This window comes from Gimesia fumaroli (assembly GCF_007754425.1).
Lineage (GTDB): Bacteria > Planctomycetota > Planctomycetia > Planctomycetales > Planctomycetaceae > Gimesia > Gimesia fumaroli.
Genome location: NZ_CP037452.1, coordinates 5,610,322 through 5,635,673 on the forward strand (window position 1 = coordinate 5,610,322; position 25,352 = coordinate 5,635,673).

The following is a 25,352-nucleotide window of genomic DNA, read 5'->3' on the forward strand; positions in this document are numbered from 1 at the left end:
CTTCAGATCGAGTACTCTGTTTTGGCATGATATGGAAAGATGCAAATGATGTTTACGAGAACTAAACGTCGTAACCAGCCAGGTCGAATTGGTTCACTTCTCAACTATCTTCTCAAGGGTCGAAATACACGCTTGCGCAATCAACGGATGAAATCGTTTTCGACTTCGATTTCCATCGTCGAGAGCCTGGAAGACAGGACCTTGCTTTCGGCAAGCAACATCTTCGATCCCAATATATTCGGTGACACAGGTAATGTCGCCCCTATCGCATCTGGAAGTGGAAATATCACCCCACAGATTCCAATTTCTGCTCAAGACCTCGCTGAAGAAGAATTAAACGCCCCCGTTTCAGAAGAAGTGAAAGAATTGGCGTTTAAAGATAAAGGGCAAGTAGGTAACCCTCCAAATCTTCAAACAACTGCTGATTTACTCTCGTTTGCGACACACGAAAATGAAGTCATCGGTACAAGCGGCTCCAACGATGTGATTTCGAATGCCCAACTGATTGCTGGATTCGGGACGGGCGCTGATGACGATCCGGAAGTTGATCTCGCTGGATTTCTCGCCAATACAGGGTTTACGCAAACCTTTGGTGAATTTCCCGAAGATGACGGCTCCATTCTGCTGGCCAATAATTTAGGTTTGACCTCGGGAGAACAAGTTCAAATCCTGGGTGCAACTCTTGGCAATGGTCCTTATGGGACCGGGGGCAGCGCAGGCACCGATTCAGGTGATTTTGACTTTTACCAAATCTCAAATGTGATAGCCGGACAACGGATTACCGTCTCAGTAGAAGATACAACACAGTTCTTTAACCTGGATCCGATTGTTGCCATTTATGCCAGTGATGGATCACTACTCGTTAGTGACGACGATGGTGGCTTTCGATTAGACAGTCTACTTAACTTTGTCGCTCCTTTGGATGGTGACTATTACGTCATGGTCAGCAGTTTTGGAACAGGAAGCCCCAGTGATCCCTTTGATTCTGCCAGCGGAAATGGTGTCGGTGCGAGTGCTCGCTCTGAAGGTCTGTATGACCTCACCATCGGGTTAAATGTATCGGATATCGATTATTATGCTGTTGAGTTGGAAGCAGGAGATATCCTGGGGGCTAACCTGTATGGTGCGGGACAAACTGTCTCACTGATTAGCCCGACGGGACAGACGATGTTTGAATCATCACGTTTTCTGGCCGATCTCTATCCTGATGACAGCCCTCTTCCTGGTGACGGAAATGCGGCCGCCTCTATCGTAGCTCCCGTTACTGGAACTTATTATGTTGCAGTGACTGGAGATTTCGGCCTGTACGATCTCCAGCTCAGAGCGTTCCGTCCTGAACTGGAAACCCAAATGGTCGGCCCGGACGCCATTCAGACAATCTTCATTGATTTTGATGGTGCCACAGTAGACCCGTCTATCTTTGACGACACTCTGGATTCCACTACCGCTACGCTCTCCCCCTTGAGTGCGTTTCTTGATAACTGGAATGATGTGACGACTGCGGATGAAGATGCCGTGATTGACGCGATCCTGGCAACGATTGAAGAAAACTTTGCAGATATTGGGGTGCTCGGAAATAATGGTGACTACAACACCACGACTAATCCCGGTGACTACGGGATTCGGATTTTAAACAGCCGTGATCATGCCGATCCGTTTGGACAGGAAAATGTCAGTCGAATCATTATCGGTGGTACGATCGCAGAACTGGGAATCAGTACCATCGGCATTGCCGAATCAATTGATGTTGGAAACTTTGATACTACGGAAGATTCTGTCGTATTACTGGACCTGCTCAGTAGCACAAATCAAGCTGACCCTAACTCCCTGAATAATATCATCAAAAACTTCACCAGCACCATGGTTGAATTGATTGGTGAAGCTGTAGGTAATATTGCCGCTCACGAAGCAGGCCACTTCTTCGGGTTATTTCATACTTCGAATTCCACTTTCTTCTCACCATCTCAGCTCATTGATGTTGGTGGAAGCCTCTCCAATACGATCGGCATAGGCAATGATGGCTTCTATGGTACCGGCGATGATGTTGATGTCGACTTTGGAACAGACTCTTTGATTGGATTCGCAGGACTACAAGACAGCATTAATACACTCGCATTTGGCTTATCCACGGGTGCCGACTATGGCCGTGATTTTGGAGATGCGCCAGACACATATCCAACGCTGCTTGCCGATGATGGAGCCCGACATACACTTGTAGGGAATCTGAGACTTGGCGCCTCGATCGATTTAGACGCCGATGGACTTCCCAGCCTGGATGCCTCTGGTGATGGGTTGGATGACGACGGGATTGTTTTCCTCTCGAATGGCATTTCTGAAAGTGATGCCTTCGCGTCGATCTTGGTAGATGTGACCGGAGATGGTTTCCTGCAAGGCTGGGTTGACTTCAATCGTGATGGCGTCTGGGACTCCAGTGAGCAGATCGTCGTTGATGAAGCACTGACGACGGGCACGCATACCATCAAGTTTGCCGTTCCGCAAGGAGCTGCATTCAGTATTGGTGAAACGTTTGCCCGCTTCCGATTCAGTTCACAGGCAGGTCTGGATGTAACGGGCCTTGCCCCTGACGGGGAAGTCGAAGACTACCGCCTTGATTTGACTGCCTCCCGTAGAGGTGTCGTCACATTTGATGCAGTCGAATATGAAGCAGGTCAATTAATTACGATCACGGTTACAGATGGCGACTTAGTCGGAACCGGAGCGGTCAACGTACTGGTCACTTCCTCTGGTGGAGACTCTGAAACGGTCACATTAACAGAAACCGCCGGTAATGGTGGTGAATTTGTAGGAACCATCTTTTCTTCACCTGGTCCCCTCGTTACGGAAAATGGAACTTTGGATGTTGTCTTCGGGCAAACCATTTCCGCAGCTTATGAAGACGCTGATACAGGCGAAGGTCAGGCAGGAAACTATCTGGGCGAATTTGTGTCATCCGGTTTGAACAGCCCACGCGATATTATCTTCGGACAGGGGGGAGACGTCTACGTCAGTAACGGTTTTGAAGGCTCAGGCGGATCTGACCATACCGTAGAACGATTTAATGGCCAGACGGGTGCCCCGGCTCCTGATAATCCGTTTGTGGATGCCGGAGCAGGTGGAATTGTTGTTCCCAATGGTATGGCATTCGGCCCCGATGGAGACCTGTATGTCGCCAGTTCCGGTACCGGGCAAATTCTGCGATACGATGGTCTAACCGGGACACCTTCAACAATTGGAGGCGGTATCTTCATTGACACTGGCGGAGCGGCGAATCTGAAAGAACCAAGATTCATCACCTTCGGGCCGGATGGAAATCTGTATGTCGCCGACACTGGTTTTACTCGTGATCGCATTCTGCAATTTAATGGATCAACCGGCGCTTACATGGGAGAATTTGTATCTCGCAATGAAGGAGGCATGGGCAAGCCTTACGGAATGGTATTTGACTCCGCTGGCAATCTGTATGTTGCCAGCTTCAATACAAACGAAATCTTGAAGTTTGATTCCAACGGGGATGTCGTTCCTGGCGGTCCATTCATTGCCGCGGGGACAGGTGGTCTGTTTAGCCCCCGTGGTTTGACCATCAAGACCGAAGGTACAGGTCTAGATCAAAAAGAATATCTCTATGTTGCCAATGGTGCGACGCAGAGTATTCTCCGGTTTGATCTCTCTGACGTAAGCATTTTTGAGGAATTTACATTTGGAACCACAATCCAACAGCCATATGGCTTGGCATTTGGACCAGATGATAATCTTTATGTTGTCGATACTGACCTGGGTAAGGTATTAAAATTTGCCGGACCATTTGGCACAACCACTCCAGAAACGATTACTGAGACGGCACTGATCGTAGCTCAGGTCGGAAATCCTGGAGCGGGTGTCGATTTTGGTGATGCTCCCGACATGTTCCCGAACCTGCTGGCAGAGGACGGTGCACGACACGCCATCAATGCGAACGGCTTGTTCCTGGGTCAGGGTATCACTGCAGATGCTGACGGCCAGGAATCTATGAATGCCAATCTGGATGACGATGACGGAATTCTGTTCAACCCGATCATCGCCGGTGACACCGCCACTACAGTGACGATATTCTCAACTGGCACCGGTTTCGTTGATGCCTGGATTGACTTCAATGGCAATGGAGTCTGGGAAGCCAACGAGCAGGTTCTCAGCAGCCATGCCGTGGTTGCAGGCAGCAACTCTGTTTCGATCGCAGTGCCACCAACTGTCGTTGTTGGCCAGGTTACTGCCCGATTCCGTTTGAGTTCAGCTGGTGGGTTATCCACAACCGGCGCCGCAGCAGATGGTGAAGTGGAAGATTATAAGATTAACGTTCTATCACAAAACTTCACCGGCTTACTGCCCGACCCGAACCGTCCTGGTAAATCAGCACTGTTTATTAGAGGCACACAGGGTGATGACGAAATCATCATCTCGCAAAATCACCAAGGCCTGATCCAGGTTAAAGTAAATAATGTCTTTATCATCAATCCAATTACGTCACAGCCCTATTTCCAGCCCACTGGTGGCATCTATGCCTGGGGTCTGGGCGGAAATGACTGGATCGAGGCGGACGATCAGTTCTACAATAGAGAGTCGATGTTCTTCGGCGGCACTGGAAACGACACCCTGATCGGTGGTTGGGGTAATGATGTCCTGATCGGTGGAGACGGAAACGACACGCTCGAAGGTGGTCCTGATGGCTATGATATTTTGATTGGTGGTGACGGAGCTGATTTGGTTCGTGGCCACAATGAAGCGATTCACTTAAACTACGGAGCAAACGGGGATATTTTAATCGGTGGTTCAACCGTTTATGATAACGGTCTGGCACAACTCTTTGGAATCTATTCAGAATGGATTTCGTCAGTGCCTTCTGAAGATCGCGTGCAAAGTATCAACAGACGCGTCGATAGCCTTACTGCCGGCGTGAATAATATTCGACTCGATGATACCACTGTCATTGATGATGGTGATGTCGATGAGCTATATGGTGCCGTTGCCCGTGGTGATGACTGGTTCCTGCTGGATCTGGGACTGGATATCTTCAACGCTGGCGGCCATGATCTTACAAACTAAGATCGCTTACTGACGACAATCACAAACACAGCCTCTGCGGAATTTCGTTCTGCAGAGGCTGCTTTCATTTCAGGAGAGTCTTCTTTCAGCAGGTCTGTTTACCAGCGTTCCACTGGACCGTTGGGTGTTTTGATCAGAGCCGTGGGAATAGAAGAGGCCCGCTCTCCATGCCGCAGACGAATCTGTTTCACGATTTCATGAAACTCATCGATCGATTGAATTCGGCGCAACCGATCTTCCAGGTCTTCAGGAATTCCCAGCCGGGCACCGTACCAGGCGGCAAATTTACGAATCAAAGTGCATCCGTAGTCGTCATGCTGTGCGACCATCAGAGTAAAATGACGCACCAGAAATTTGATTTGCTCTTCCATGGTCGGTTCAACAAAGGGTTCTTCTCCCCGAACGGTCCGTTCGATTTTACAAAAGATCCACGGATCCAGCATTGCCCCGCGACCGATGGAGACGGCTTCACAGCCGGTCTCATTTCTCATGTGAAATGCATCCTCGACCGTACAGACATCTCCATTGCCGACCACAGGAATCTGCTGCACTGCTTCCACTGTCCGCCTGATTCCCTCCAAATCAACGGTTCCGCCAAATCCCTGATTGCGGGTCCGACCGTGAATGGTAATCGCGGCCACTCCTGCTTTTTCGAATTCTCGCGCCAGCAGAGGCGCGGTAATGGAATCGCGATCCCAACCGAGACGCATTTTAACCGTCACAGGAATGGAAACGGCATCAACCACATCCGCCACCATTTGACAGGCTGCATCCGGCGCACACATAATTCGTGCACCACCTCCATTTCCATTGATCTTGGCCATCGGACACCCCATGTTGATATCGACGGCTTCATAGCCCTGCTGTTCCAACCAGCGTGCGCCAACAACTAACTCTTGAGCGATGCCGCTAAATATCTGCACTGTCAGCGGGTTATCTTCAGCAGACGTTTTCAGTAGCGCTTTCGCTTTCCGGCTGCGGGAAAGCATTTGTGACGCGAGTACGAGATCGGTGGTACATAACCCCACGCCCCCCAATTCGCGTAACGCGACACGAAAGGCATGTTGCGTATATCCTGCCAGCGGTGACAGAAAATAGCGGGAACTGAGCAGCCGATTTCCAATTTGAATTTCCGGAGATTCCGTAGAACTCCATTTGATCAATGACATGAGGCGGTTTCATCTTCGAACTAAACGCGCAGGCGTTTAAGTGAGTAATCTTAATACATTTTCCAGCGGTAATCCTACTACATTCGACAGGCTGCCTTCAATGCGGTTCACAAAGACACTGCCGGCCCCCTGAACAGCATATCCTCCGGCTTTTCCCACTGATTCCTCTGTGGAAAGATACCATTCCAGATGGCGGTCCACAGTATCCCGATCATGAAAAGTCACGAGCGTCTGTGCGATTTCCGTGATCAACTGCTCTCCTTCTCGAAGACAAAGCCCGGTCATCACCCGGTGTGTCTTCCCTGCATAGGCGTCTAAAAACCAGTTACGAACCGTCTGTTTCCACTCCGGTCCTGTGGGAGGTTGCCCCAACACATGATAGCCTGAATCCGGTCTTTTAATGACCACGATCGTATCTGCTGTCAAAATGGGAGTGCTGATAGCCCCGCTTTGATTGACCTGCCGATAGACATCGTCGTTTTTGGTGGTGCAAATCGAGATCAGCCTTTGGCGAATGGATTCCAGATCACAAAGCTGATCAAAACCGGCTTCCTCAGAATCTTGTGGCGGAATAATTTCAATCGATGCTTCCGGAAAAATCTGCGAGAGCAACTCTTTCCGACGTGGAGAACGGGACCCCAAAATGATCTTATCCGATTTCATGTTCATCTCTCGCCACCTGACAGAAAGAGCAAACTCAATATAGTGGCGATCACTCCCACGATTCCCAGCGTGATCCACCAGTTGGGACGATCACTGAATGGATGAGTATTTGTCGTGATATACTCGCCACAAATCGGGCAGGAAACGGCGTCTTCATATATCTCTGCCCCACAATTTGAACAGGCAACCGTCTCATTTACATCATCGTCATCGAATTCTGACTCGTCCCACTGCTCCTCGTCACCATAACCCCAGTCTTCATCCATCTCTGTCTTCTTTCAGAAAAACTTTCTGTGATTTAATTAGTATTTCTTTGAAACTCACTGACTATGACGGGGGTTCCGGGACGCATCAAGGATTATTAAACTAATCATACAACAGTTTTGTGAATATTTCATTTTTTACCGTGAGATTGGACCTCTTTTCGGTATTCAACAACAGGTTGTTTACTACATTGAGTGATGTTGAATCACGCGGTTTATCTCACCTGCGTTCCCTCACATCGGCGTTTCTTAATATCAATTTCCTATTATGAATGCCTGACTGCCTACCACCACAATTTGCCACTCCAGCGGTGGTACACATTGAAATCATTTACTAATTCTTATTTTACCTATTGGAGAGTCTTGATGCAGTTTTACCAGTTAAAACCGGGCCGGAGGCGCGGCTTTACTTTGATCGAACTACTCGTTGTGATCGCCATTATTGCGATCTTGATCGCCTTGTTACTTCCAGCCGTACAACAGGCCCGGGAAGCGGCCCGGCGCAGCACCTGTAAAAATAACTTGAAGCAAGTGGGAATCGCCCTGCACAATTACCATGAAACCCACCGCTGCTTTCCTCCAGGCTGGGTTCAGCCTTCGAGAGCTTCCACCTGTCAGGCCAATTCATCTTCGAGCACCAGTGGCTGCCTGCCCGGCTGGGGCTGGGGAACGATGTTGCTCCCGTTTATTGAGCAAGCCCCCCTGTACAATGCCTTGAATGTGCGGAGCACGCATCTGGTTGCCGCCCCTTCTGATGAATCTAAAACGACGATTCCGATTTTTCGTTGCCCTTCTGATTCGGGAAGTAAACTGAATTCCGATCGAGGCGGCCATGCAACTTCCAATTACAAAGGCGTATATGGAAGCCGGGGTGCGAATAATGCTGTGAATTCCAATCCGCATAATAGCGCTCCTGGGAATGGTTCTTTCTGGTCGAACAGCAATACGCGACTACGTGACATTACCGATGGTGCCAGCAACACAGTCATGATTGGGGAAACCGCCCGAGGCCGCGTGGGAAGCATCACTTATAACGGAGCCATCTGGGTTGGTTATTACGATAACGGAAAAACCGCCTCCGTCGTCTGGCTCACTGAAAATCATCCCGCTGCTTTGATTAACGGAACACGAGAATGGGCTTTCAGCAGTCGACATACAGGGGGCGCTCACTTCCTGCTGGGTGATGGCGCTGTTCGATTTCTGAGCGAAAATCTCGATGGTACCACTTATGAAAATCTAGGAAAGATCAGCGACGGAAATGTAATCGGCGAGTTCTAATTTCCCAGTGAAATACAAAATAGGAAACATAAAAACTCTCCTCGATCGAAGATTATGATCGGGGAGAGTTTTTTGTTTTGAACTTGATTGATGCCGCTTACAGAATGAATTTACTGAGATCTTCATCCTCAACGATGGCATGCAGTTTTTGCTGCACATACGCGGCATCAATTGTGAGCTTCTTTGTCTTCAGGTCGGGTGCTTCAAAACTGACCTCTTCTAACAGACGCTCTAGAATCGTGTGCAGTCGACGGGCACCGATATTCTGTGTCGTCTGATTCACCTGAAACGCAATTTCGGCCAGCTCTTCCAGTCCGTCTTTTTCGAACTTGACCTTTATCCCTTCCGTTTTCAACAATGCCTGATACTGCATTGTGATCGAACTGGTCGGCTCTGTCAGAATTCTCAGAAAGTCATCGCGGGTCAGCTCCTGCAGTTCCACACGAATCGGAAAACGCCCTTGAAGCTCGGGCATTAAGTCGGAAGGTTTGGTCCGGTGAAAGGCTCCAGCTGCGATAAACAACATATAATCAGTCTTTACCGAACCGCTTCGGGTCTGCACAGTTGTGCCTTCAACGATCGGCAGTAAATCACGCTGCACCCCCTGCCGGCTCACATCACCGCCACGGCTGCCCCCTTCTTCAGACGTACAGATTTTGTCGATTTCATCGACAAAGACAATTCCGCTACGTTCGGCCAGTTCAATTGCTTCCTCCGCAATGGCATCCTTATCCATCAAACCTTCCACTTCCTGCTCCAGAAGTACTTTGCGCGCTTCTGCAACTGTCAGTTTGCGGTTCTTGCTCTGCTGAGGCATGATCCGTTCGAACATGCCTTGCAGATCGACGTCCATCTGGTCCATACCCATATTTGAGAATACTTGAACCGGCGAACTTTTCTGGTCGATGGAGATCTCGACATCCTTGTCTTCCAGATCTCCATTCTTCAGCATTTTGCGAAATTTATCCCGGGTGCGTTCATAGCGTTCCTGGGAATCGTCTTCCTTCGCTTCTTCTGTTGAATCTGTGCGAGAAGGCTCCCATTCTGGACGCGGCACCAACAGATCAAGCAGGCGTTCTTCAACACGAACTTTTGCTTTATCAACCACTTCGACGCGTTTCTTTTCACGGACCAGATTCGTTGCTGAATCGACCAGATCACGAACCATGCTCTCAACATCGCGTCCGTAATAGCCGACTTCCGTATATTTGGTTGCTTCCACTTTGATGAATGGGGCATCAATTAGCTGCGCCAGGCGACGGGTAATTTCCGTCTTGCCGACTCCGGTAGGGCCGATCATCACAATATTCTTAGGAGTAATTTCTTTTCGAAGTTCATCTGGAAGTTGCTGCCAGCGCCAGCGATTCCGCAAGGCAATCGCCACAGCGCGCTTTGCGTCATCCTGACCAACGATATGTTTATCCAGCTCTGCGACAATCTGTCGCGGCGTTAACTCTTGCACTGCAGCTCCTCCACGATGATATTATTATTCGTATAGATATCGATGTCTGATGCGATACCTAAAGATGTTTTTACAATTTCTGCTGCCGACAAATCAGAATGACCGACAAGTGCCCGCGCGGCAGCCGTAGCATAGTTGCCTCCAGAACCGATGCCAATAATGCCGTCTGAGGGAACCACTACATCGCCCTGCCCGGTAATCAGCAGGCTGTGTTCGGTATTGATCACCACGATCAGTGCTTCCAGCTTTCGCAGCACGCGGTCAGTACGCCAGTCACGCGCGAGTTCTGTTGCAGCGCGGGGCATATTTCCGGGATAGTCACGGGCTTTGACTTCAAATCGTTCCAGTAAGGAGAATGCATCTGCCGTCGAACCGGCAAATCCACAGATGACCTGCCCATCGAGAATCTTGCGAATCTTACGTGTATCGCTTTTCATCACAGTATTACCGTGAGTCACCTGTCCATCACCGCCGATGGCAACTTGCCCCTGGTGTCGAACAGTTAATATCGTCGTGGAACGCCATTTCTTTTTGTCTTTTGAACTCATATCTACTTCACATTTCATAAATCAATGCTGATACAAAAACCCGGCAAAGGCCACGCAGAGACACCATAGATCAGAGCCACCGGACATGCAAGGTCACTGAACCTGAATCATAGTCTGCCGCAATTGCGTTTTTCAATCTCTGCAACGCATCGCACAGGCTGATTTCAGACAAAGAGATCGTGATTCTACACTCTCACTGAATATAAGAACGCAGGATTGCTGTATGTGGTTCATCGCGCATCAAAAAACCCTCCATTTTTTCAAAAAGAGGGTTTTGGGATTCAATCGACAATTGTCAGATGGACAAACCCATCAGGCCAGTACGCCGTGTGCCACATGACCGGCAACATCAGTCAGGCGGAAATCCCGTCCCGCGTAGCGATAAGTCAGCTTTTCATGATTCATTCCGAGAATATGCAGCAAGGTGGCATGGAAATCATGAATGTGCATTTTGTCTTTGGCTGCGTAATAGCCAAACTCATCAGTCGCACCATATTGGAAGCCGGCTTTCACGCCGCCCCCAGCCAGCCACATGGTGAACCCTTCCGGGTTATGGTCGCGACCGTTTTTCCCTTGAGCCGTTGGCGTACGACCGAATTCGCCGCCCCAGACGACCAGCGTATCTTTTAATAAGCCACGTTGCTTGAGGTCCTTCAATAAACCGGCGATCGGTTTATCAACTTCTTTCGCATTCTTTCCATGCCCTTCGAGTAAGTTGCTGTGTTGATCCCACTGGACTTTCTGATCACTGTGCGAAACCTGAATGAAGCGAACACCCCGCTCAGCAAAACGGCGTGCCATCAGACATTGCCGACCGAAGTCTGCAGTGACTTCTTCATCCAAGCCGTACATTTTCCGGGTTGCTTCCGTTTCTCCCGAAATGTCCTGAATTTGTGGCACTTCTTCCTGCATGCGGAAGGCAAGCTCAAATGAACCAATCCGGTCTTCCAGGATTTGATTCGGTCCGGTCTGGTCCTGATGCAGACGATTTAAATCATTCAGGAATTCGACCTGCTTGCGTTGAACTTTGCGTGAGAGAAAATTGTTTTTGATATATTCAATCTGAGCCTGTTCAGCGGCAACGGCGGCATTTCCGAGGGGTGTTCCCTGATAGGGAGCCGGTAGAAACGCAGAGCTCCAGTTCTTCACCCCGCCATGTGCAAGCGTCGGGCAAATGGTGATGAAGCCGGGCAGATTCTGGTTCTCCGTTCCCAGACCATAAGTCACCCATGAGCCCATACTGGGACGCACAAAGGCATCACTGCCGGTATGCAGTTTGAGTAACGCGCCCCCATGTGCGGCGTTAGTTCCATGCAAGGAATTGATGATACAGAGGTCATCCACGCATTCGGCGACATTCGGAAAGAGTTCACTGACGCGTATTCCGCTATCGCCGTACTGCTTGAACTTCCACGGCGATTTCAACAGGTTTCCAGTAGGAGCAAACTGAACGCGTGGCTTATCAAAGGGCAGAGGCTTGCCATCGTACTTTTGAAGCTGAGGCTTGTAGTCGAACGTGTCCATGTGGGACGGTCCGCCCTTCATGAACAGGAAAATGACGCGTTTGGCCCGCGGTGTGAAATGTGGTTCTTTGGGAGCCAACGGATCTTTGGAAGAAGCAGCCTGTGCTTCTTCATTCAACATCGACAGCAAGGCAAGGTTCCCAAAACCCACGGCTGATTTTTTCAACAGATCGCGGCGGGAAAACAGGGATTGAGGTAGGATGCTCATGGCGTGTCTCGATTGATCTCTATGGGTATGACTTTAATATTAACTTTTGTCTCACATCCAGGTTATCTGAGATAGATAAATTCACTCGATGCAAAAATGGACTGACAGAGCACCTGCCAGCTGCGATGGATACGTTTCTCCGAATCGGATTGTTCCGCCTGCAAATCTTTTTCCAGCTCATCCAGGAACTGCAATGATTTGCTGACTTCTAATTCCGACGGCAAACGCCCAAACGATTTTAAAAACAGATGTTGTATCTTTTGTTCCGGTGACAATGCGGTCTGACTTAAAATGGTGTCCGCCATACGTTGCGATGCTTCTTCAACAAGGTGACTGTTCAACAGGAACAGCGCCTGCGGTGCCACGGTGGTTGAAGAGCGATTCCCATTCAATACACTGGCGTCTGCATAATCAAACAGCATGAACATCCCGAACAGATGGTTTCGAATAACGGGCAGATACAAAGAGCGACGATCAAAATCATAGGTGACTGCATCTTTGGATTCATGATTGAATACGAACGCACGATTCTCAACCGTCAGTAGTGAGCCGCCCATGGTCAGATCCAGGCCGTCACTGACTGCTAGAATGGAATCACGAATAGACTCGGCATCCAAACGTCGTACATCGACCCGCCACAGCAAATTATTATCGGGATCAACGGTAGCTGCTTTCTCATTGAATTCGCTACTCATCCGCCAGGTATTGGAAAGCAGAATCATGCGATGCAGGTCTTTGATTGACCAGCCTTTTTCCATGAAATTGGCAGCCATCCAGTCGAGCAAAGCTTGATTCGTCGGCTTTGCGCCCAGTTTTCCGAAGTTGTCGGGGGTCGCTACGATTCCCTTGCCAAAGTGCCAGCGCCAGACCCGGTTCACGAAAACCCGTGACGTAAGGGGATGCTCGCGGCTCGTAAGCCATTCGGCAAATTTCAAACGGCCGCTTGTCTCTTTCGAAAATGGTTTTTCAGGCTGGGGGCTCAATACCACGGGAACATGCCGCGGCACAGTTTCTCCCAATGTCAGATGGCTGCCTCGAATGTGAATCGGGACATCAATAATTTCTCGTTCGGTTGCCCCCAGGGCAGTGGGAACCTCGGGGCGTTCTTTTTTGAGCGAGGCGACTTGATCCCGCAGTGTTTTGAGTTCTGCTTTCGCTTCTTTCGAATAAGAGGGCTCAGGTTTCTTCGGCAGTTTAAAGTCTTTGCCGCCCTCTTTCTTCAGACGCTCATTCTCAGACTTCACCAGAGCGGCGATTTTCTCTTCTTCTGTTTTGATCTTCTTGTCCCACTCGGCCTGCTCCTTGAGCTCTTCTTTTGTGGCAAGTGAGTTCTCGTGCCAGCGGGCGATCTTCTTGTAATGCTCCATTGTTTTGGTGCTTTTCAAGATGCCCGCCAGACCGTAATAATCATGAGCCGAAATCGGATCGAATTTATGGTCGTGGCAGCGGGCACAGCCCAACGTCATGCCCATCAGAGAGACGCCAATCGTGTTGATCTGCTCGTCGATGATATCCATTTCCATTTTGGTTTCATCGACTTCCGCGAGCACTTTGGGGCCCAGTGACAGGAACCCGGTGGCAACCAGGCGTTCGTTACGCTCAGCAACATCCTTCGCGGGTTCCAGCAGATCACCGGCCAACTGTTCTTTGAGAAACAGGTCATATGGCTTATCTTTATTCAGCGCGTTTACGACGTAATCCCGATATTTCCAGGCATTCCCAAAGGCAATGTTCTCGTCCAGACCATTGGAATCGGCATAGCGGGCAATGTCTAACCAATGCCGCCCCCAATGCTCACCGTAATGTGGTGACGCTAACAGACGATCCACAACTTTCTCGAATGCCTGAGGCGATGTATCGTTCAGGAAGTCCTCTATCTCTTCGGGTGTCGGCGGCAAGCCGGTTAAATCAAAGGTGGTCCGGCGAATCAACGTCCGTTTGTCAGCCGGTTTCGCAGGCGTCAATCCTGCCTGTTCCAGTTTCGATAATACGAACTGGTCGATCGGAGTTTTCACCCAGTCCTTGTGTTTGACAGCAGGCAATGCCGGCTTCTTAACCGGCTGGAAGGACCAGAACTGGCGTTCCTTTTCCAGATCGTATTTTCCTTTCTCGCTGGACGCTCGGAGCAGACTCAAATCTGCATTGGGATAAGGCGCGCCCATCTTGACCCAGTTGGTCAGATCCTCGATTTCCTGCTTACTGAGTTTTTCATCGGGTGGCATCTGTAAATCGGAAGCCTGATATTTGACCGCCGTGATCAGCAGACTCTGGTCCGGTTTCCCGGGAACCAACAGCGAGCCGGCTTTACCACCTTTGGCGATGCCTTTGAATGTATCAACGCGTAACCCGGACTCCTGCGCGTCTGCCCCATGACAGTCGTAGCAGTGCTTGATTAAGAGCGGCCGGATCTTGGCTTCAAAAAATTGAATCTCTTGCTGATTCGGTTGTTTCTCAGCAGCGGAGAGTTGAGAAACAGTGAGCACAACGGCTGCGATCAATAACCCGGAGGGAGACTGTTTTTTTACGAAAGAAAACAAACGATCTCGTAAACGAGCAGGCATCTTCATTATTATTCCCAGCAGTTTGAGGTAGGACCACAAATTTATTTGATGAGCGCTTATCTCTCACCCGAACAATTGGTGGCTTGTGCGTGAAGGTAAGAATGTTTGAAGAATGAATATATACTTACCTTACTATTATATTCCATTTGGTTCAGAAATCAGCAAAAATACATATTTTAAATGACTTCCGAGCAATTTTTTACGCTGTATTCCGACTTAACTCACCGCATTCCCAACATAACTTTTCGACAATGCCACATTTAACTCTCGCAGGAACGTTTCCACGTTTTCCATCGTATTGTAACCGTGCAGAGCGACACGAATTCGCCCTGCGTGATACATGGGATGGATTTGTTTACTGTGTAAGTGTTGATAAATGCGTTCGGCTTCAGGATGCCGAAACGCAATAATGCCCGCCAGATTCTCCGACTCTTTAGGTGAAATCAGTTCGACCGACGTCTGCTTGAGACCTTCCAGGCATGCTTCGACCAGAGGGGATGCCGCCTGATTGATCTGTTCGACGCCGGTCTGGGTAATATAGTCCAACGCAGCACGAATGGCATACACGGCGGGATAGTTGGGCATGCCCACGGTAAAGCTGGCTGCGCCCGGCAGACTTTCCGCTTTATCAAAACGCTGATCGCCGAAAGCATCTTTCAGATTGAACCAGCCACCCGCAGGAACCGTCCACTCATTCGCTTTTGCTGAGGGAACTCCCACCAGACCGCCGCCATGTGAAGAGAGAATCCATTTGTGAGTGCTGCTGATAATCAGATCGATGTCTTCCAGATCGAGGGGAATGCGTCCCAGTGCCTGCGTAACATCCAAAGCGATCAGAGCGGATGAGTGCTGGCGAATGGTCTGAATGACTTCTTTTAACGGTATCTTGAACCCGTTGAAGAAACTGACGAGCGAGATACTCACCACGCGCGTTTTATCGCTGAGAAGTTCCTGCAAGTCTTCCAGACGCAGTTTCCAGTCGCGAGCCTTCCAGATTTTCGTCGTCGCCGGGCAGCTTGGCTGTAAGCCGAAGGTATAACTGGCGGGGAAATCCAGATCGCTGACGATGACTTCGTCTCCGGCTTTCAGCTGCAATGCCTGATACGCCAGATTGAACGCTTCGGAACTGCAGGAGCAGATACTGACCTCATCCGAACTCAGTCCATACATTTGCCCGACCAACGCTTTGGCTGCGTCCCACTGGGCTTCATGCAGTGTGCGACCATCCATACCCAGAAGCTTATCCTGAAAATACTGCTGAAATGCTTCCCCTACTGCCAGCGGGGGAATGCCTTCGGCGGCGGTATTTAAATAGACGCGTTCCGACAAACTGGGAAAATCCTGTTGTCGTTTTTGTTGATCCAGCATGAAAACTCCGTTTGGTTCATCCGCTTGTTTCAGTTGACACTGTGCGTTTCAATGTCCGACTTGTTAATCATCGTCGGCCCGAATTCACTTGAAATGGCCTGAGCACAATCCAACATGGTAGAAGAAATCCGGGTACTGTCGTCAGACTCGCCAACACGTAAAATATGAGAGACGCATAACACAGCCAGCAGCCTTCCATCAGCGCCTAGAATCGGCGTCGCCGTATCCTGGACGCCGACAATCAACGTGCTTTCCATCGTACGAAAACCGGCCCGCCTGATGTCGATATAATCCGACTCCCACTCCTCAATCTGACCGGAAGCAAGGTCGTGCTGTTCCCAGTATTTCTGACGCTGTTCTTCCGGCAGAAACGAGAGTGCGACATGGCCGCTGTTGCGCTCATGCAATTTGAAGCTGGCACCGATGCGCACGGCCAGTGAAACATCAGCATCGCAATCAACGCGGGCAATCACCAGCATCTTGTTGCGAACCACAATATTCAGATGGCACGACTCCTTGAGCTCATTCGTCAAGGCTTCCATATGCGGAGTCGCACGGGCAATCAGCGCTTCGGTGCTGGCATGCTTGGCCCCCAGCTCGAACAGTTTCGTACTCATCCGATAACCCTGATTGGCATCCCGGATCAAATACCCCTGCTCATTCAGACACGCCATCACGCGGAACAGTTCCTGTTTGGTTCGTCCCAGACGGTCTGCAATGTCTGTTAAAGAGAGCGGTCGGGAGATCCCGGACAGCAACTCCAGGACCTCAAGCCCCTTCTCCAGAGCAGGTACTCGATACGATATTCTTGAATCAGTTCTTTGTAATGTTTTACTCATGAAATATGATTTTACATATAAAACACCGCTCGTCAAGTATGAAACCCAAGTTTACATTTCATAACCTAAGTCTATAAATAAAAATGCCTTAAGCGAATTATCACTTAAGGCATTCAAGTACCGAATCGGATTTGCCGACTCAGGGAACGGTATCGACCAGATCATCAACCAGCTTACGCAAGACTTCGTGCGTCACCTGCAAATCGACCTGGGTCCGCCCTCCCTGACCCGGCTGGCTGGCGAAGCGTTTTAAACTGAAATTACCATTGGCGTGGGAGGAGAGAATGATTTCATAGAACTGGGTTCCCGCCTGATTCTGATCGGGTGGTGTCGAACGAATGAGTACCTGACCGGCATCTTCGTCATATTCGAGAGGCCCGATATTCTCCAGCAGATAGGTGATCCGCTGACAGAGTTTTTGGCCCCACTCTTTTAATTTGTCGTAAGTCGACTGTGACAGAGACGGAACATTGACGCGAATCTCCTGAAAGGAACAGCTCATGGAATCGACGGAGGTAAAATCAATGTTGATTTCGATTTTGCCTTTCGCAGCCAGAGTGACGGTTGTTGGTTGCGCCGATTGAAATCCGGTTAACTGTTTCAGTTCGTGATTTAATTGATTGAGTACAGACATTTTGAAATCCTCCTAACGAGGATATTAGGTTTTTTCTTTTGAATTCGTGTGATGTTTTTTGCCGTCGTAGCTCAAGATCGTCGGCCGATCATCGACGACGGTTTCGATATTCACCGGTCGCTTCCAGATACGATGCAGATTGACCAGCGTATCCTGGGCATAGTCCAGTTTGAGCTCGACTCCCATATATTCATGTTCGAGATAAAGCTCGCCCCGGTTTTTATAGTTGGCATCCTGCACGTAAATCACAGGCCGCCCATGATTACTGAGGCTGTTGAGTAACTGCTGCTTAATCTGTTCAAATTCGCGCGACTGTATTTCATACGTTTTATTGGAATCGTTAAACGCGAAGGAAAACATGCGATTTTTGTAACAGAACTCGGGCGTCAGAAACGTATCGATAAACGTGATGTCATTATGAATGCGGCGGACTTCAAAGATTTTCTCTCTGCCTAATCCAAGATCTTTATCCCAACGTTCTTTTTCGAACATGTCGGTACAGTCTTCGTACTCCGGGCCGAACTGTCCTTTATTCCAGCGTTCTTCAATATCCTTCAGCAGTTCAATTCCCAGTTTATAGGGATTCAACCGATTGGGGCTGGTTGCCATCGTACCACTGTGATGGTCGGCGTAGTTAATGAGTCCTTCGTCCGTCAGACCGTGCCGCGTCATGATGGTGGAATGCCAGAAACTGGCCCAGCCTTCGTTCATGATTTTCGTCTGCCCTTGCGGAGCAAAGTAGTAGGCTTCATCCCGAATGATCGACAGCACATCCCGCTGCCAGTCTTCCAAGGGGGCATATTGAATCAAAAAGTACAATACGTCTCGCATGCGTTCTTTGGGAAACTTCAGCTGATCCGACATCTCGCGGGCTTTTTCACGTTTCTGACTGGCTTCGGCTTCGAGTACTTCATCCGGATTGATGTAGCGATCCATGTAGTTCTTCGCCGGAAAACGGCCGCCCGAAGCTTCGCCTGTCTCTTCTTCCTGTCGTTTTGTCTCAGGCTTGCGCTCTGCTTTTGCTTCCCGTTTGATATGCGGCGCGTAGGGATCGATCAGGCTCTCCAGCGAGAGGCAGGTATCAATAAACATTTCCACGGTTTCATAGCCGTGCGTATCAATATGGCGATTCATCCGCGTGGCATGATTGGCCATCTGATCCAGCATCTTGCGATTCGTATGCGCGAACCAGGCGTTGTTCTTGAAAAAGTCGCAGTGCCCGTAAACGTGGGCGATTACCAGTTTCTGATCGGTAATATCATTCGCACTCAATAAATACGCATAGCAGGGGTCGGTGTTGATCACCATCTCATAGATTTTCTGTAAGCCGTAAGAGTAGCCTTTCATCAGCTCGTCATATTGCGCACCAAATCTCCAGTGCGGATAGCGCACCGGGAACCCACCATAGGCGGCAAACATGCTGAGCTCTTCATAATCGAGGACTTCGAAAATCGTTTTGAAAAAATCGAGTCCATAATCGAGCGCATGCTGCTCCATCTCCTGCTGGATGTCGCTTAATTCCTTTGGTAAGGGGCGATGTGTTGTTACTACCATACGAGCCTCCGTCAGCAATCAATGCAGTTTGAACCACCGGCTGACTGCGTGCTGCTTCTGAGGGCAGCACATACTGTTAATTCTATTTTCCGGTTCCCAGAAACGTTTTAATCGAACCGTAAATGGCTTCCTTGTCGTCAATCTCAGACAAAATCAGATTATCGAACTCTTCTTCGAACTTACGCAGTTCCTTGATAAAATCTCCCGAGCCATATGGGCTTCTGACCTGGCCATAACAGAAGAGATTACAGATCGGAAAAATATTTTCTTTGAGATTCTCAATGCACTCTGTGTTATCTTCACCCCAGTTATCTCCGTCGGAAAACTGGAAGCAGTAAATATTCCACAGTGATGGGGGAAAGTCCCGTTTAATAATATGGTCGGCTGCCCGGTAAGCGGATGAGATACGTGTTCCCCCGCTCTCACGAACGCGGTAAAACGTATCTTCATCCACTTCATGAGCCACAGCATCGTGCACGATATAACGTCGTTCGATCCCGTTATATTGACGCTTGAGCCAGGTATCGATCCAGAATGCTTCCGTGCGGACAATTTCTTTCTGGACGTCGGTCATCGACCCGGAAACATCCATCATGTAAATCACAGCCGCATTCGTGTGCGGTTCAGAAACCGTCTTCCAGCTTCGAAACCGCTCGTCGTCTTTGGTCGGAATAATCAGCGGATCTTTGGGATCGTAATTATTAGTCGCAATCATCCGCTTGAGAGCGCGTTTGTAAGTTCGCTTAAAATGCCGCAACGAATCGGGGCCGGTCGGACTGACCGAAGTATAGCGGTCTTTTTTCGATGTGAGAGCGTCGTCTCCCTTGGGCTCAATCCGCGGCAGTTCGAGTGCTTCGCCGAGCATATCCGCCAGTTCTTCGAGGGTGAGTTCCACTTCTCGAATGTGCTGGCCTTTCTCATTGCCGGCCTGGCCCTGACCATCGCCATCGGACTTTCCACGACCGATGGGCTGGCCGACTTCGCCTTCACCCTGCCCGACGCCGCCACTCCCTTTTTCACCGTGTTGAAAGTGGGGAATCTCGATATTGGGTACGGGAATGCTGACGGTTTCTCGTCCTTTACGACCAATCATTTCGCCATGATTGATGTATTTTCTGAGCTGCTGTCGCACTTTACCTTTGATAATTTTCTCGAACCGTTGCTGGTCACGATCAATTCTGCGTACCATATTATTGAGCCCCTTTCAGAACAGGGAATCAGAGTGAGTCGGCTCTCAATCTATTCTTGTTTCTCCCGGCTGCTATTCCTATGAGTTAATGAAAAGATACGTTCAGGTCAGGCAGCGTCGCTGTTCTTTTTTGTATCGCCGCGAGCAAAAATGCTGGCAACATACTGCAGAACGTCCGTTGCTGATTCTTCGTCATAACCGTAATTTCGAATTAACCGGGCTTTGACGATATCGATTTTTTCCTGCGTTTCCGCATCGACCACATTCGATACCAGACTGGTTAATTTGATCGTATCCTTCTGGTCCTCGAACAATTTCATTTCGAGGGCCTTCTGCAAGCGTTCATTCGTTTTGTAATCGAACGATTTCCCATCCATGGACAAAGCACCAATGTAATTCATGATCTCACGGCGGAAATCATCTTTCCGGGTATCCGGAATATCGATGCGTTCTTCAATCGATCGCATCAAGCGTTCATCCGGCTCTTCGTACTCGCCCGTAAACTTGTTTTTCACGCGTTCTTTCTGCGTGTAGGCTTTGACGTTATCCAGATAATTACCGCACAGTCGTGTGAGTGCTTCTTCATCAGCGGCGATGGCACGCTGAACTTCGTTCTTCACGATGTCGGTATATTCTTCCTTCACAACGGTAATCAACTGGCGGTAATGATCACGCATGTCTTCATTCGCAATCAGAGAATGATGCTTCAGCCCTTCTTCCAATTCATTCAACAGCATGAACGGATTCAAGTTGGAGCTTTGCGAATTCACGACCAATGCATTCGAAATTTTATCCTGCACGTAACGGGGTGAAATCCCGAACAGACCTTCTGACTTGGCCTCCTTGCGAAGCTGCTCCACATTCTCTGTCGTGAAACCAGACAGCGATTTGCCGTTATACAGGTTCATTTTCTGAACCAGCGTCAAGCCGTGATGCTTGGGCGTTTCCAGGCGAGTCAGTACGGCCCACATGGCTGCTATTTCCAGCGTATGCGGGGCGATGTGTTTGCCGCGGACACGTTTGGTGTTGTAATCCTTCTCGTAAATTTTGATTTCTTCACTCAGCTTCGTGACATAAGGCACATCAATTTTCACCGTACGGTCACGCAACGCTTCCATGAATTCATTCGACTGCAGACGACGATATTCCGGCTCATTCGTATGGCCGATGATGACCGTATCAATGTCAGTCTGTGCAAACTTCTTCGGTTTGATTTTGTGTTCCTGAGATGCGCCGAGCAGGTCATACAGAAACGCCACATCCAGTTTGAGGACTTCGATAAATTCAATCAGTCCCCGGTTGGAGACATTGAACTCACCATCAAAGTTAAATGCGCGCGGATCGCTTTCGCTCCCGAACTCGGCAATTTTACGATAATTAATATCCCCCGTTAATTCGGTTGAGTCCTGGTTTTTCTCATCCTTAGGCTGGAATGTTCCAATGCCGATTCGATCTTGCTCGGAAAACGTAATGCGTTTGACAACGATCTGATCCATGACTTTGGTCCAGTCGCCGTTGGCTTTTTCCAGTTTTTCGTTGAACATAAACCGGCTGAGCGGGCAGACTTCACCGGAGATTTCGACGATATAGTCTGTTTCTTTATTGGGATCGCGTCCCTCGTTCAGATAATCGCAAATTTCCTGCCGATGTTTCAACGGAATCAACTGCAGGGGCTCACTATTCATCGGGTCCCAGAGAATTGAACCGTCTTCTTCCTTCCAGCCGAAACTATACAAGGCACCTTCTTCGGTGCGGGAGTAGCGTTCGAGCCCTTGCTTTAACAGCCGGGCGATCGTACTTTTGGAACTCCCAACGGGGCCGTGCAGCAATAACACGCGGCGTTCGCTGCCGTACTTGAGGGCTGCCGACTTGAAGACGTTCACAAGATCCATCAATGGTTTCGAGAGCCCGAAGATTCCATCGCGGCCGTCATTCACTGGATCATCGAAGAAGCGATAGCGAATCAGTCCCTTTTTGCCTTCGACGGGATAGGTTCCATAGCTCATGATCATGTCATAGACGCGCTGGAACGCCGTTCGCGTTACTTTGGGGTCTGCTCGAACAAGATCGAGGTACTCATCAAAAGTCCCCTGCCAATGTTCCTGTAGAAACGAGTCAGAGTTAAGCTGACCAGAGATTTGATTTAAGATTGATCGACCATTTTCCATGGGACTTTCCTCCTGGCGTGACGACTTGCATTCAGGCAGGTCGAATTATCGGCCAATAAGTTCGAGGTGATTTGATTGAAGAATTTTTCTAAAGTTCGACTGCCTTTCACAAAGACCGAAATTTTGTAAGTGCGAGACACAATCCGCGCAGGGAAAGTTCCCTCATACAAAAATAAATCTGTGACGAGGTTGTTTTAAGACCATCCATGGCCAACACCTAATTGTGAATCAGGGATTATCGTGTGGACGTGACTCGACGGCTCTCAGAGCATGCCACACAGGGATGTAAGTGACTTTTACAACGTTTCGAGCACTTCTATTATTTCCCACGCTAGTGTTTGAGACAATAGCAATCTTTGACGCGTCAAAATTGTTCTTTATAGCACATCGAATTAAACACTCAGTAAGTTCCTAAATAACAGGCAGTTAGAGAAACCTTCATGAAAACGCTCTGACAAGCTTAAACGAAAGAGAGGACTCCTGAACGTATTGAATCTGATCAGATTGGACAGACTGGAACTGTTACGTTTTGATGAAGTGCGGCGCTACCTTACCTGCAAGCATTACTACGTTTAGATGCGACAATGTGTTTAAACTTTTTGGCGCATTCTGTTTTGTATGCAGGAGGCATTCAGAGTAATTTTCATTCAACCACCAAATGAAATAACGCTCTTATCTTCTGAGCAATATCTGCGCAGGGTTCTACGGCGCCACCAGAGAGTGCACGAGTTGAATGACGCGGTCTTCCACGCCTGGTTCAAAGGGGCCATGAAAACCAAAGTACTTCATCGCACCGCCCCCTTCATAGCCGCCTTCTTTGAGAACCCGTTCGGAGGGGACATAGGCGAAGACTTCATTACAGTAGCCGGCGACCCAGATACGACGGTCAGATAATTCTTCGTGCAGCCGAATGGAATAATCAATCACCGTCTCACCTCCCAGGCCGATCAACGTCAAATCGTCACCAAACGTGATCACCTGCACCGAAAAGGGATATGAGGTTGCAATCGCGCCCTGCTCTTCCAGTTGATTCAACAGATACTTCGTCAGCCGCTGAGAATAGACGTCTCCCTTTCCCTGCCGTTCCAGCAATTCCGCTTTGGAAGGTGGTTCCACAAACGGCAGATCGGTTCGCTGCATTTTGACGGTCAACGGCCCCTGAATCGGTTCCAGCGGTTGATCAACGGCTCGTATCACGGCTGCCGCCAGAGAATTCCCATGCTGTTCTGCCAAAGCGAGCGTGCCGCGCGGATCGGGATTGGCGTCACCGCCGCAGCCGATCATAAACAGCGCCATGGTTCCCGGGTACTTTTTCTCGAGCGCTACCTGTGCGAAGCCGGCGTAGTCGCCACAATATTCGAACAACGCGATCGTAGTATTATGGCAGGCATAGCCGAACAGGACTGCTCGCATATTGCCAGAGGCATCATTCACCCTGAGCACAGGAACGGTATGATCAACAGGGCCATCCGGGTTGATCCGCCCTCGTCGATTGATAGCAAACGTGGCCCGTTCCTCGCCGTAGCTGAGAGATGCCTCGGACAGCGACTGGCTGGCCTCTACAATGACCTTGACCAGATTATCCTGAAGTTGTTTTGCGTAGTCCTCAATCTCTTTCTGGTGCACAGGACTCAAATCATAGGCCAGCGACGCACAGCCGAGTACGACGGGACTGCTGTGGGTATGCGAGGAATTCAATAGAATCTGTTCGCGAGTGATCCCTGTTTTCTGAGCGACGCGTTTTCCCACCGCATCGGAAATCTCCCGTGTTAACCCGATCAGGTCGGTAGTGACTATCGCGGCGCGGGTTCCCTGATTGTCTTCGAAGACCAACGCTTTGGCCCACAAGGGGTGCGTTGTACCTTCGGCCGGCTTTTTGCGAGAAGCGTAACCGCCGAGCCAGATTTTCTTTGTCGGCGTAATATCCACCCGGGCCATGCCGACTTTCCAGTCACCCGCTTTCAGTTCTGTCTGAACAGAAAATAAGAGTCCCAAAAGACAAAACAAAAGTGCTCTTATCATGGTGATCTTCGCTTTCATTTTTCAATCTTGCTCACAATCTGCGTTTCTGCAGGAACCGCAGGGATCAAACCAACAGAATTAATCCTACAAGATGGCGAATGAAAAACGAAGCCTCCTGCATCGCTTATTGATTTTGATTTGAATTGGATTTTCCAAAATTTTCTATATCCAGATTGAGTGCTTCAGGAACTGTAATAAGCAGAACACCATGCTCAAGATCTTCGATTTGGATCTGATCAGCTTCTATTTCCGCAGATTCGACGATCACAATATTTCGGTCTTTGGCATTGAAATAGTAGTATCTGGTACCGCCACTATTCTCCGTTACAAAATGGAGAATCCCCTCGTTTGTGATCTCGGCACTTTGCACGTACATACACATCGTCACCTTCGGAGGCATCACATTTGGAGTAAGAACGGGCTGCTCAGCAATCTGTTGCGTCGAGATCGGTTCATCCGGTTTCTCATCACTTAACAGGAGAATTGAAGTGAGACCTGCCATCAAAATAGAAAACAGTAGAAAAGCATTAATTGACTTCACTATACTTATCCCATCAAACAAAAGCGCCATTTGCCTATACACCCAAAGCCATGTGTGTAACCCGGTATAGTAACCGAGACATTCCCAACAATCAACTGGTTCACCATACTGATAAAAATCTGAATTCGTCTTGAGCCAAAGAAAACGAACTCGCTTCAACCAGTGATACGGGAACAAAGCCTTGTTAATGCTACCAGATGCGGAATCAAGTTGTATTTGTGTATCTTCTTCAAAAATCTGGCTTGTTCCTTGATAAAACTTTTCAGACAATTCAAAAAAAAAACTG

The 25,352-nt window shown here is 49.1% G+C and carries 17 protein-coding genes; 2 read left to right on the forward strand and 15 right to left on the reverse strand.

Annotated features, from left to right (window positions below):
• Positions 1–45 precede the first annotated feature (45 nt).
• On the forward strand, positions 46–5,076 hold the full coding sequence (locus Enr17x_RS21395) for a GEVED domain-containing protein (protein ID WP_145311736.1): 5,031 nt from the start codon (positions 46–48) through the stop codon (positions 5,074–5,076).
• 98 nt (positions 5,077–5,174) lie between these two features.
• On the opposite strand, the gene Enr17x_RS21400 is transcribed toward Enr17x_RS21395, so the two are convergent.
• From Enr17x_RS21400 to Enr17x_RS21410, 3 genes are read right to left on the reverse strand one after another with little or no spacing between them, the layout of a single operon-like run.
• Positions 5,175–6,245, reverse strand: a complete 1,071-nt coding sequence (locus tag Enr17x_RS21400; RefSeq protein WP_145311737.1) for a tRNA dihydrouridine synthase — start codon at positions 6,243–6,245, stop codon at positions 5,175–5,177.
• 36 nt (positions 6,246–6,281) lie between these two features.
• Positions 6,282–6,908: a Maf family protein gene (locus Enr17x_RS21405; protein ID WP_198000720.1), complete on the reverse strand. Its 627-nt coding sequence runs from the start codon at positions 6,906–6,908 to the stop codon at positions 6,282–6,284.
• A gap of 2 nt (positions 6,909–6,910) precedes the next feature.
• Entirely contained in the window at positions 6,911–7,174 is a 264-nt protein-coding gene (locus tag Enr17x_RS21410; RefSeq protein ID WP_145311739.1) for a zinc ribbon domain-containing protein, read from the reverse strand.
• Between the two features lie 363 nt (positions 7,175–7,537).
• On the opposite strand from Enr17x_RS21410, the gene Enr17x_RS21415 reads away from it, so the two are divergent.
• Positions 7,538–8,449, forward strand: a complete 912-nt coding sequence (locus Enr17x_RS21415; protein ID WP_145311740.1) for a DUF1559 domain-containing protein — start codon at positions 7,538–7,540, stop codon at positions 8,447–8,449.
• 97 nt (positions 8,450–8,546) lie between these two features.
• Here the strand turns inward: Enr17x_RS21415 and hslU are convergent, their stop codons facing one another.
• From hslU to Enr17x_RS21475, 12 genes are all read right to left on the reverse strand, one after another.
• Complete coding sequence (gene hslU / locus Enr17x_RS21420; RefSeq protein WP_145311741.1) at positions 8,547–9,911, reverse strand: ATP-dependent protease ATPase subunit HslU; 1,365 nt, start codon at positions 9,909–9,911, stop codon at positions 8,547–8,549.
• Entirely contained in the window at positions 9,899–10,459 is a 561-nt protein-coding gene (hslV, locus tag Enr17x_RS21425) for an ATP-dependent protease subunit HslV (protein ID WP_145219567.1), read from the reverse strand. The genes hslU and hslV overlap by 13 nt, the downstream gene beginning before the upstream one ends.
• A gap of 312 nt (positions 10,460–10,771) precedes the next feature.
• Positions 10,772–12,190 carry a DUF1501 domain-containing protein gene (locus tag Enr17x_RS21430; protein WP_145311742.1) on the reverse strand — a complete coding sequence of 473 codons (1,419 nt, stop codon included), beginning with the start codon at positions 12,188–12,190 and terminating at the stop codon, positions 10,772–10,774.
• 62 nt (positions 12,191–12,252) lie between these two features.
• Entirely contained in the window at positions 12,253–14,751 is a 2,499-nt protein-coding gene (locus Enr17x_RS21435) for a PSD1 and planctomycete cytochrome C domain-containing protein (RefSeq protein ID WP_232100804.1), read from the reverse strand.
• A gap of 216 nt (positions 14,752–14,967) precedes the next feature.
• On the reverse strand, positions 14,968–16,119 hold the full coding sequence (locus Enr17x_RS21440; RefSeq protein WP_145311744.1) for an aminotransferase class V-fold PLP-dependent enzyme: 1,152 nt from the start codon (positions 16,117–16,119) through the stop codon (positions 14,968–14,970).
• Positions 16,120–16,148: 29 nt separating this feature from the next.
• A complete protein-coding gene (locus tag Enr17x_RS21445) occupies positions 16,149–16,958 on the reverse strand; it encodes an IclR family transcriptional regulator (protein WP_145311745.1) in 810 nt (269 codons plus the stop codon).
• A 139-nt stretch (positions 16,959–17,097) separates the two neighbouring features.
• The gene (locus Enr17x_RS21450) at positions 17,098–17,592 is read right to left on the reverse strand and encodes a hypothetical protein (protein WP_145311746.1); all 495 of its coding nucleotides are present in this window, start codon (positions 17,590–17,592) and stop codon (positions 17,098–17,100) included.
• A gap of 24 nt (positions 17,593–17,616) precedes the next feature.
• Positions 17,617–19,146: a SpoVR family protein gene (locus Enr17x_RS21455; RefSeq protein WP_145311747.1), complete on the reverse strand. Its 1,530-nt coding sequence runs from the start codon at positions 19,144–19,146 to the stop codon at positions 17,617–17,619.
• Positions 19,147–19,228: 82 nt separating this feature from the next.
• The gene (locus tag Enr17x_RS21460; RefSeq protein WP_145311748.1) at positions 19,229–20,335 is read right to left on the reverse strand and encodes a DUF444 family protein; all 1,107 of its coding nucleotides are present in this window, start codon (positions 20,333–20,335) and stop codon (positions 19,229–19,231) included.
• 107 nt (positions 20,336–20,442) lie between these two features.
• Complete coding sequence (locus Enr17x_RS21465; RefSeq protein ID WP_145311749.1) at positions 20,443–22,503, reverse strand: PrkA family serine protein kinase; 2,061 nt, start codon at positions 22,501–22,503, stop codon at positions 20,443–20,445.
• 702 nt (positions 22,504–23,205) lie between these two features.
• Complete coding sequence (locus tag Enr17x_RS21470; RefSeq protein WP_145311750.1) at positions 23,206–24,543, reverse strand: neutral/alkaline non-lysosomal ceramidase N-terminal domain-containing protein; 1,338 nt, start codon at positions 24,541–24,543, stop codon at positions 23,206–23,208.
• A gap of 106 nt (positions 24,544–24,649) precedes the next feature.
• Complete coding sequence (locus Enr17x_RS21475; RefSeq protein WP_145311751.1) at positions 24,650–25,336, reverse strand: hypothetical protein; 687 nt, start codon at positions 25,334–25,336, stop codon at positions 24,650–24,652.
• Positions 25,337–25,352 lie beyond the last annotated feature (16 nt).

Excerpts from the sequence above, each read along its gene's own strand:
- Enr17x_RS21450 (WP_145311746.1), bottom strand. The coding sequence starts at position 17,592 with ATGTCTGTACTCAATCAATTAAATCACGAACTGAAACAGTTAACCGGA.
- Enr17x_RS21460 (WP_145311748.1), bottom strand. The coding sequence starts at position 20,335 with ATGGTACGCAGAATTGATCGTGACCAGCAACGGTTCGAGAAAATTATC.
- Enr17x_RS21455 (WP_145311747.1), bottom strand. The coding sequence starts at position 19,146 with ATGGTAGTAACAACACATCGCCCCTTACCAAAGGAATTAAGCGACATC.
- Enr17x_RS21435 (WP_232100804.1), bottom strand. The coding sequence starts at position 14,751 with ATGCCTGCTCGTTTACGAGATCGTTTGTTTTCTTTCGTAAAAAAACAG.
- Enr17x_RS21415 (WP_145311740.1), top strand. The coding sequence starts at position 7,538 with ATGCAGTTTTACCAGTTAAAACCGGGCCGGAGGCGCGGCTTTACTTTG.
- Enr17x_RS21395 (WP_145311736.1), top strand. The coding sequence starts at position 46 with ATGATGTTTACGAGAACTAAACGTCGTAACCAGCCAGGTCGAATTGGT.
- Enr17x_RS21445 (WP_145311745.1), bottom strand. The coding sequence starts at position 16,958 with ATGAGTAAAACATTACAAAGAACTGATTCAAGAATATCGTATCGAGTA.
- Enr17x_RS21440 (WP_145311744.1), bottom strand. The coding sequence starts at position 16,119 with ATGCTGGATCAACAAAAACGACAACAGGATTTTCCCAGTTTGTCGGAA.
- Enr17x_RS21405 (WP_198000720.1), bottom strand. The coding sequence starts at position 6,908 with ATGAAATCGGATAAGATCATTTTGGGGTCCCGTTCTCCACGTCGGAAA.
- Enr17x_RS21430 (WP_145311742.1), bottom strand. The coding sequence starts at position 12,190 with ATGAGCATCCTACCTCAATCCCTGTTTTCCCGCCGCGATCTGTTGAAA.
- Enr17x_RS21400 (WP_145311737.1), bottom strand. The coding sequence starts at position 6,245 with ATGTCATTGATCAAATGGAGTTCTACGGAATCTCCGGAAATTCAAATT.
- Enr17x_RS21465 (WP_145311749.1), bottom strand. The coding sequence starts at position 22,503 with ATGGAAAATGGTCGATCAATCTTAAATCAAATCTCTGGTCAGCTTAAC.
- hslV (WP_145219567.1), bottom strand. The coding sequence starts at position 10,459 with ATGAGTTCAAAAGACAAAAAGAAATGGCGTTCCACGACGATATTAACT.
- Enr17x_RS21410 (WP_145311739.1), bottom strand. The coding sequence starts at position 7,174 with ATGGATGAAGACTGGGGTTATGGTGACGAGGAGCAGTGGGACGAGTCA.
- Enr17x_RS21470 (WP_145311750.1), bottom strand. The coding sequence starts at position 24,543 with ATGAAAGCGAAGATCACCATGATAAGAGCACTTTTGTTTTGTCTTTTG.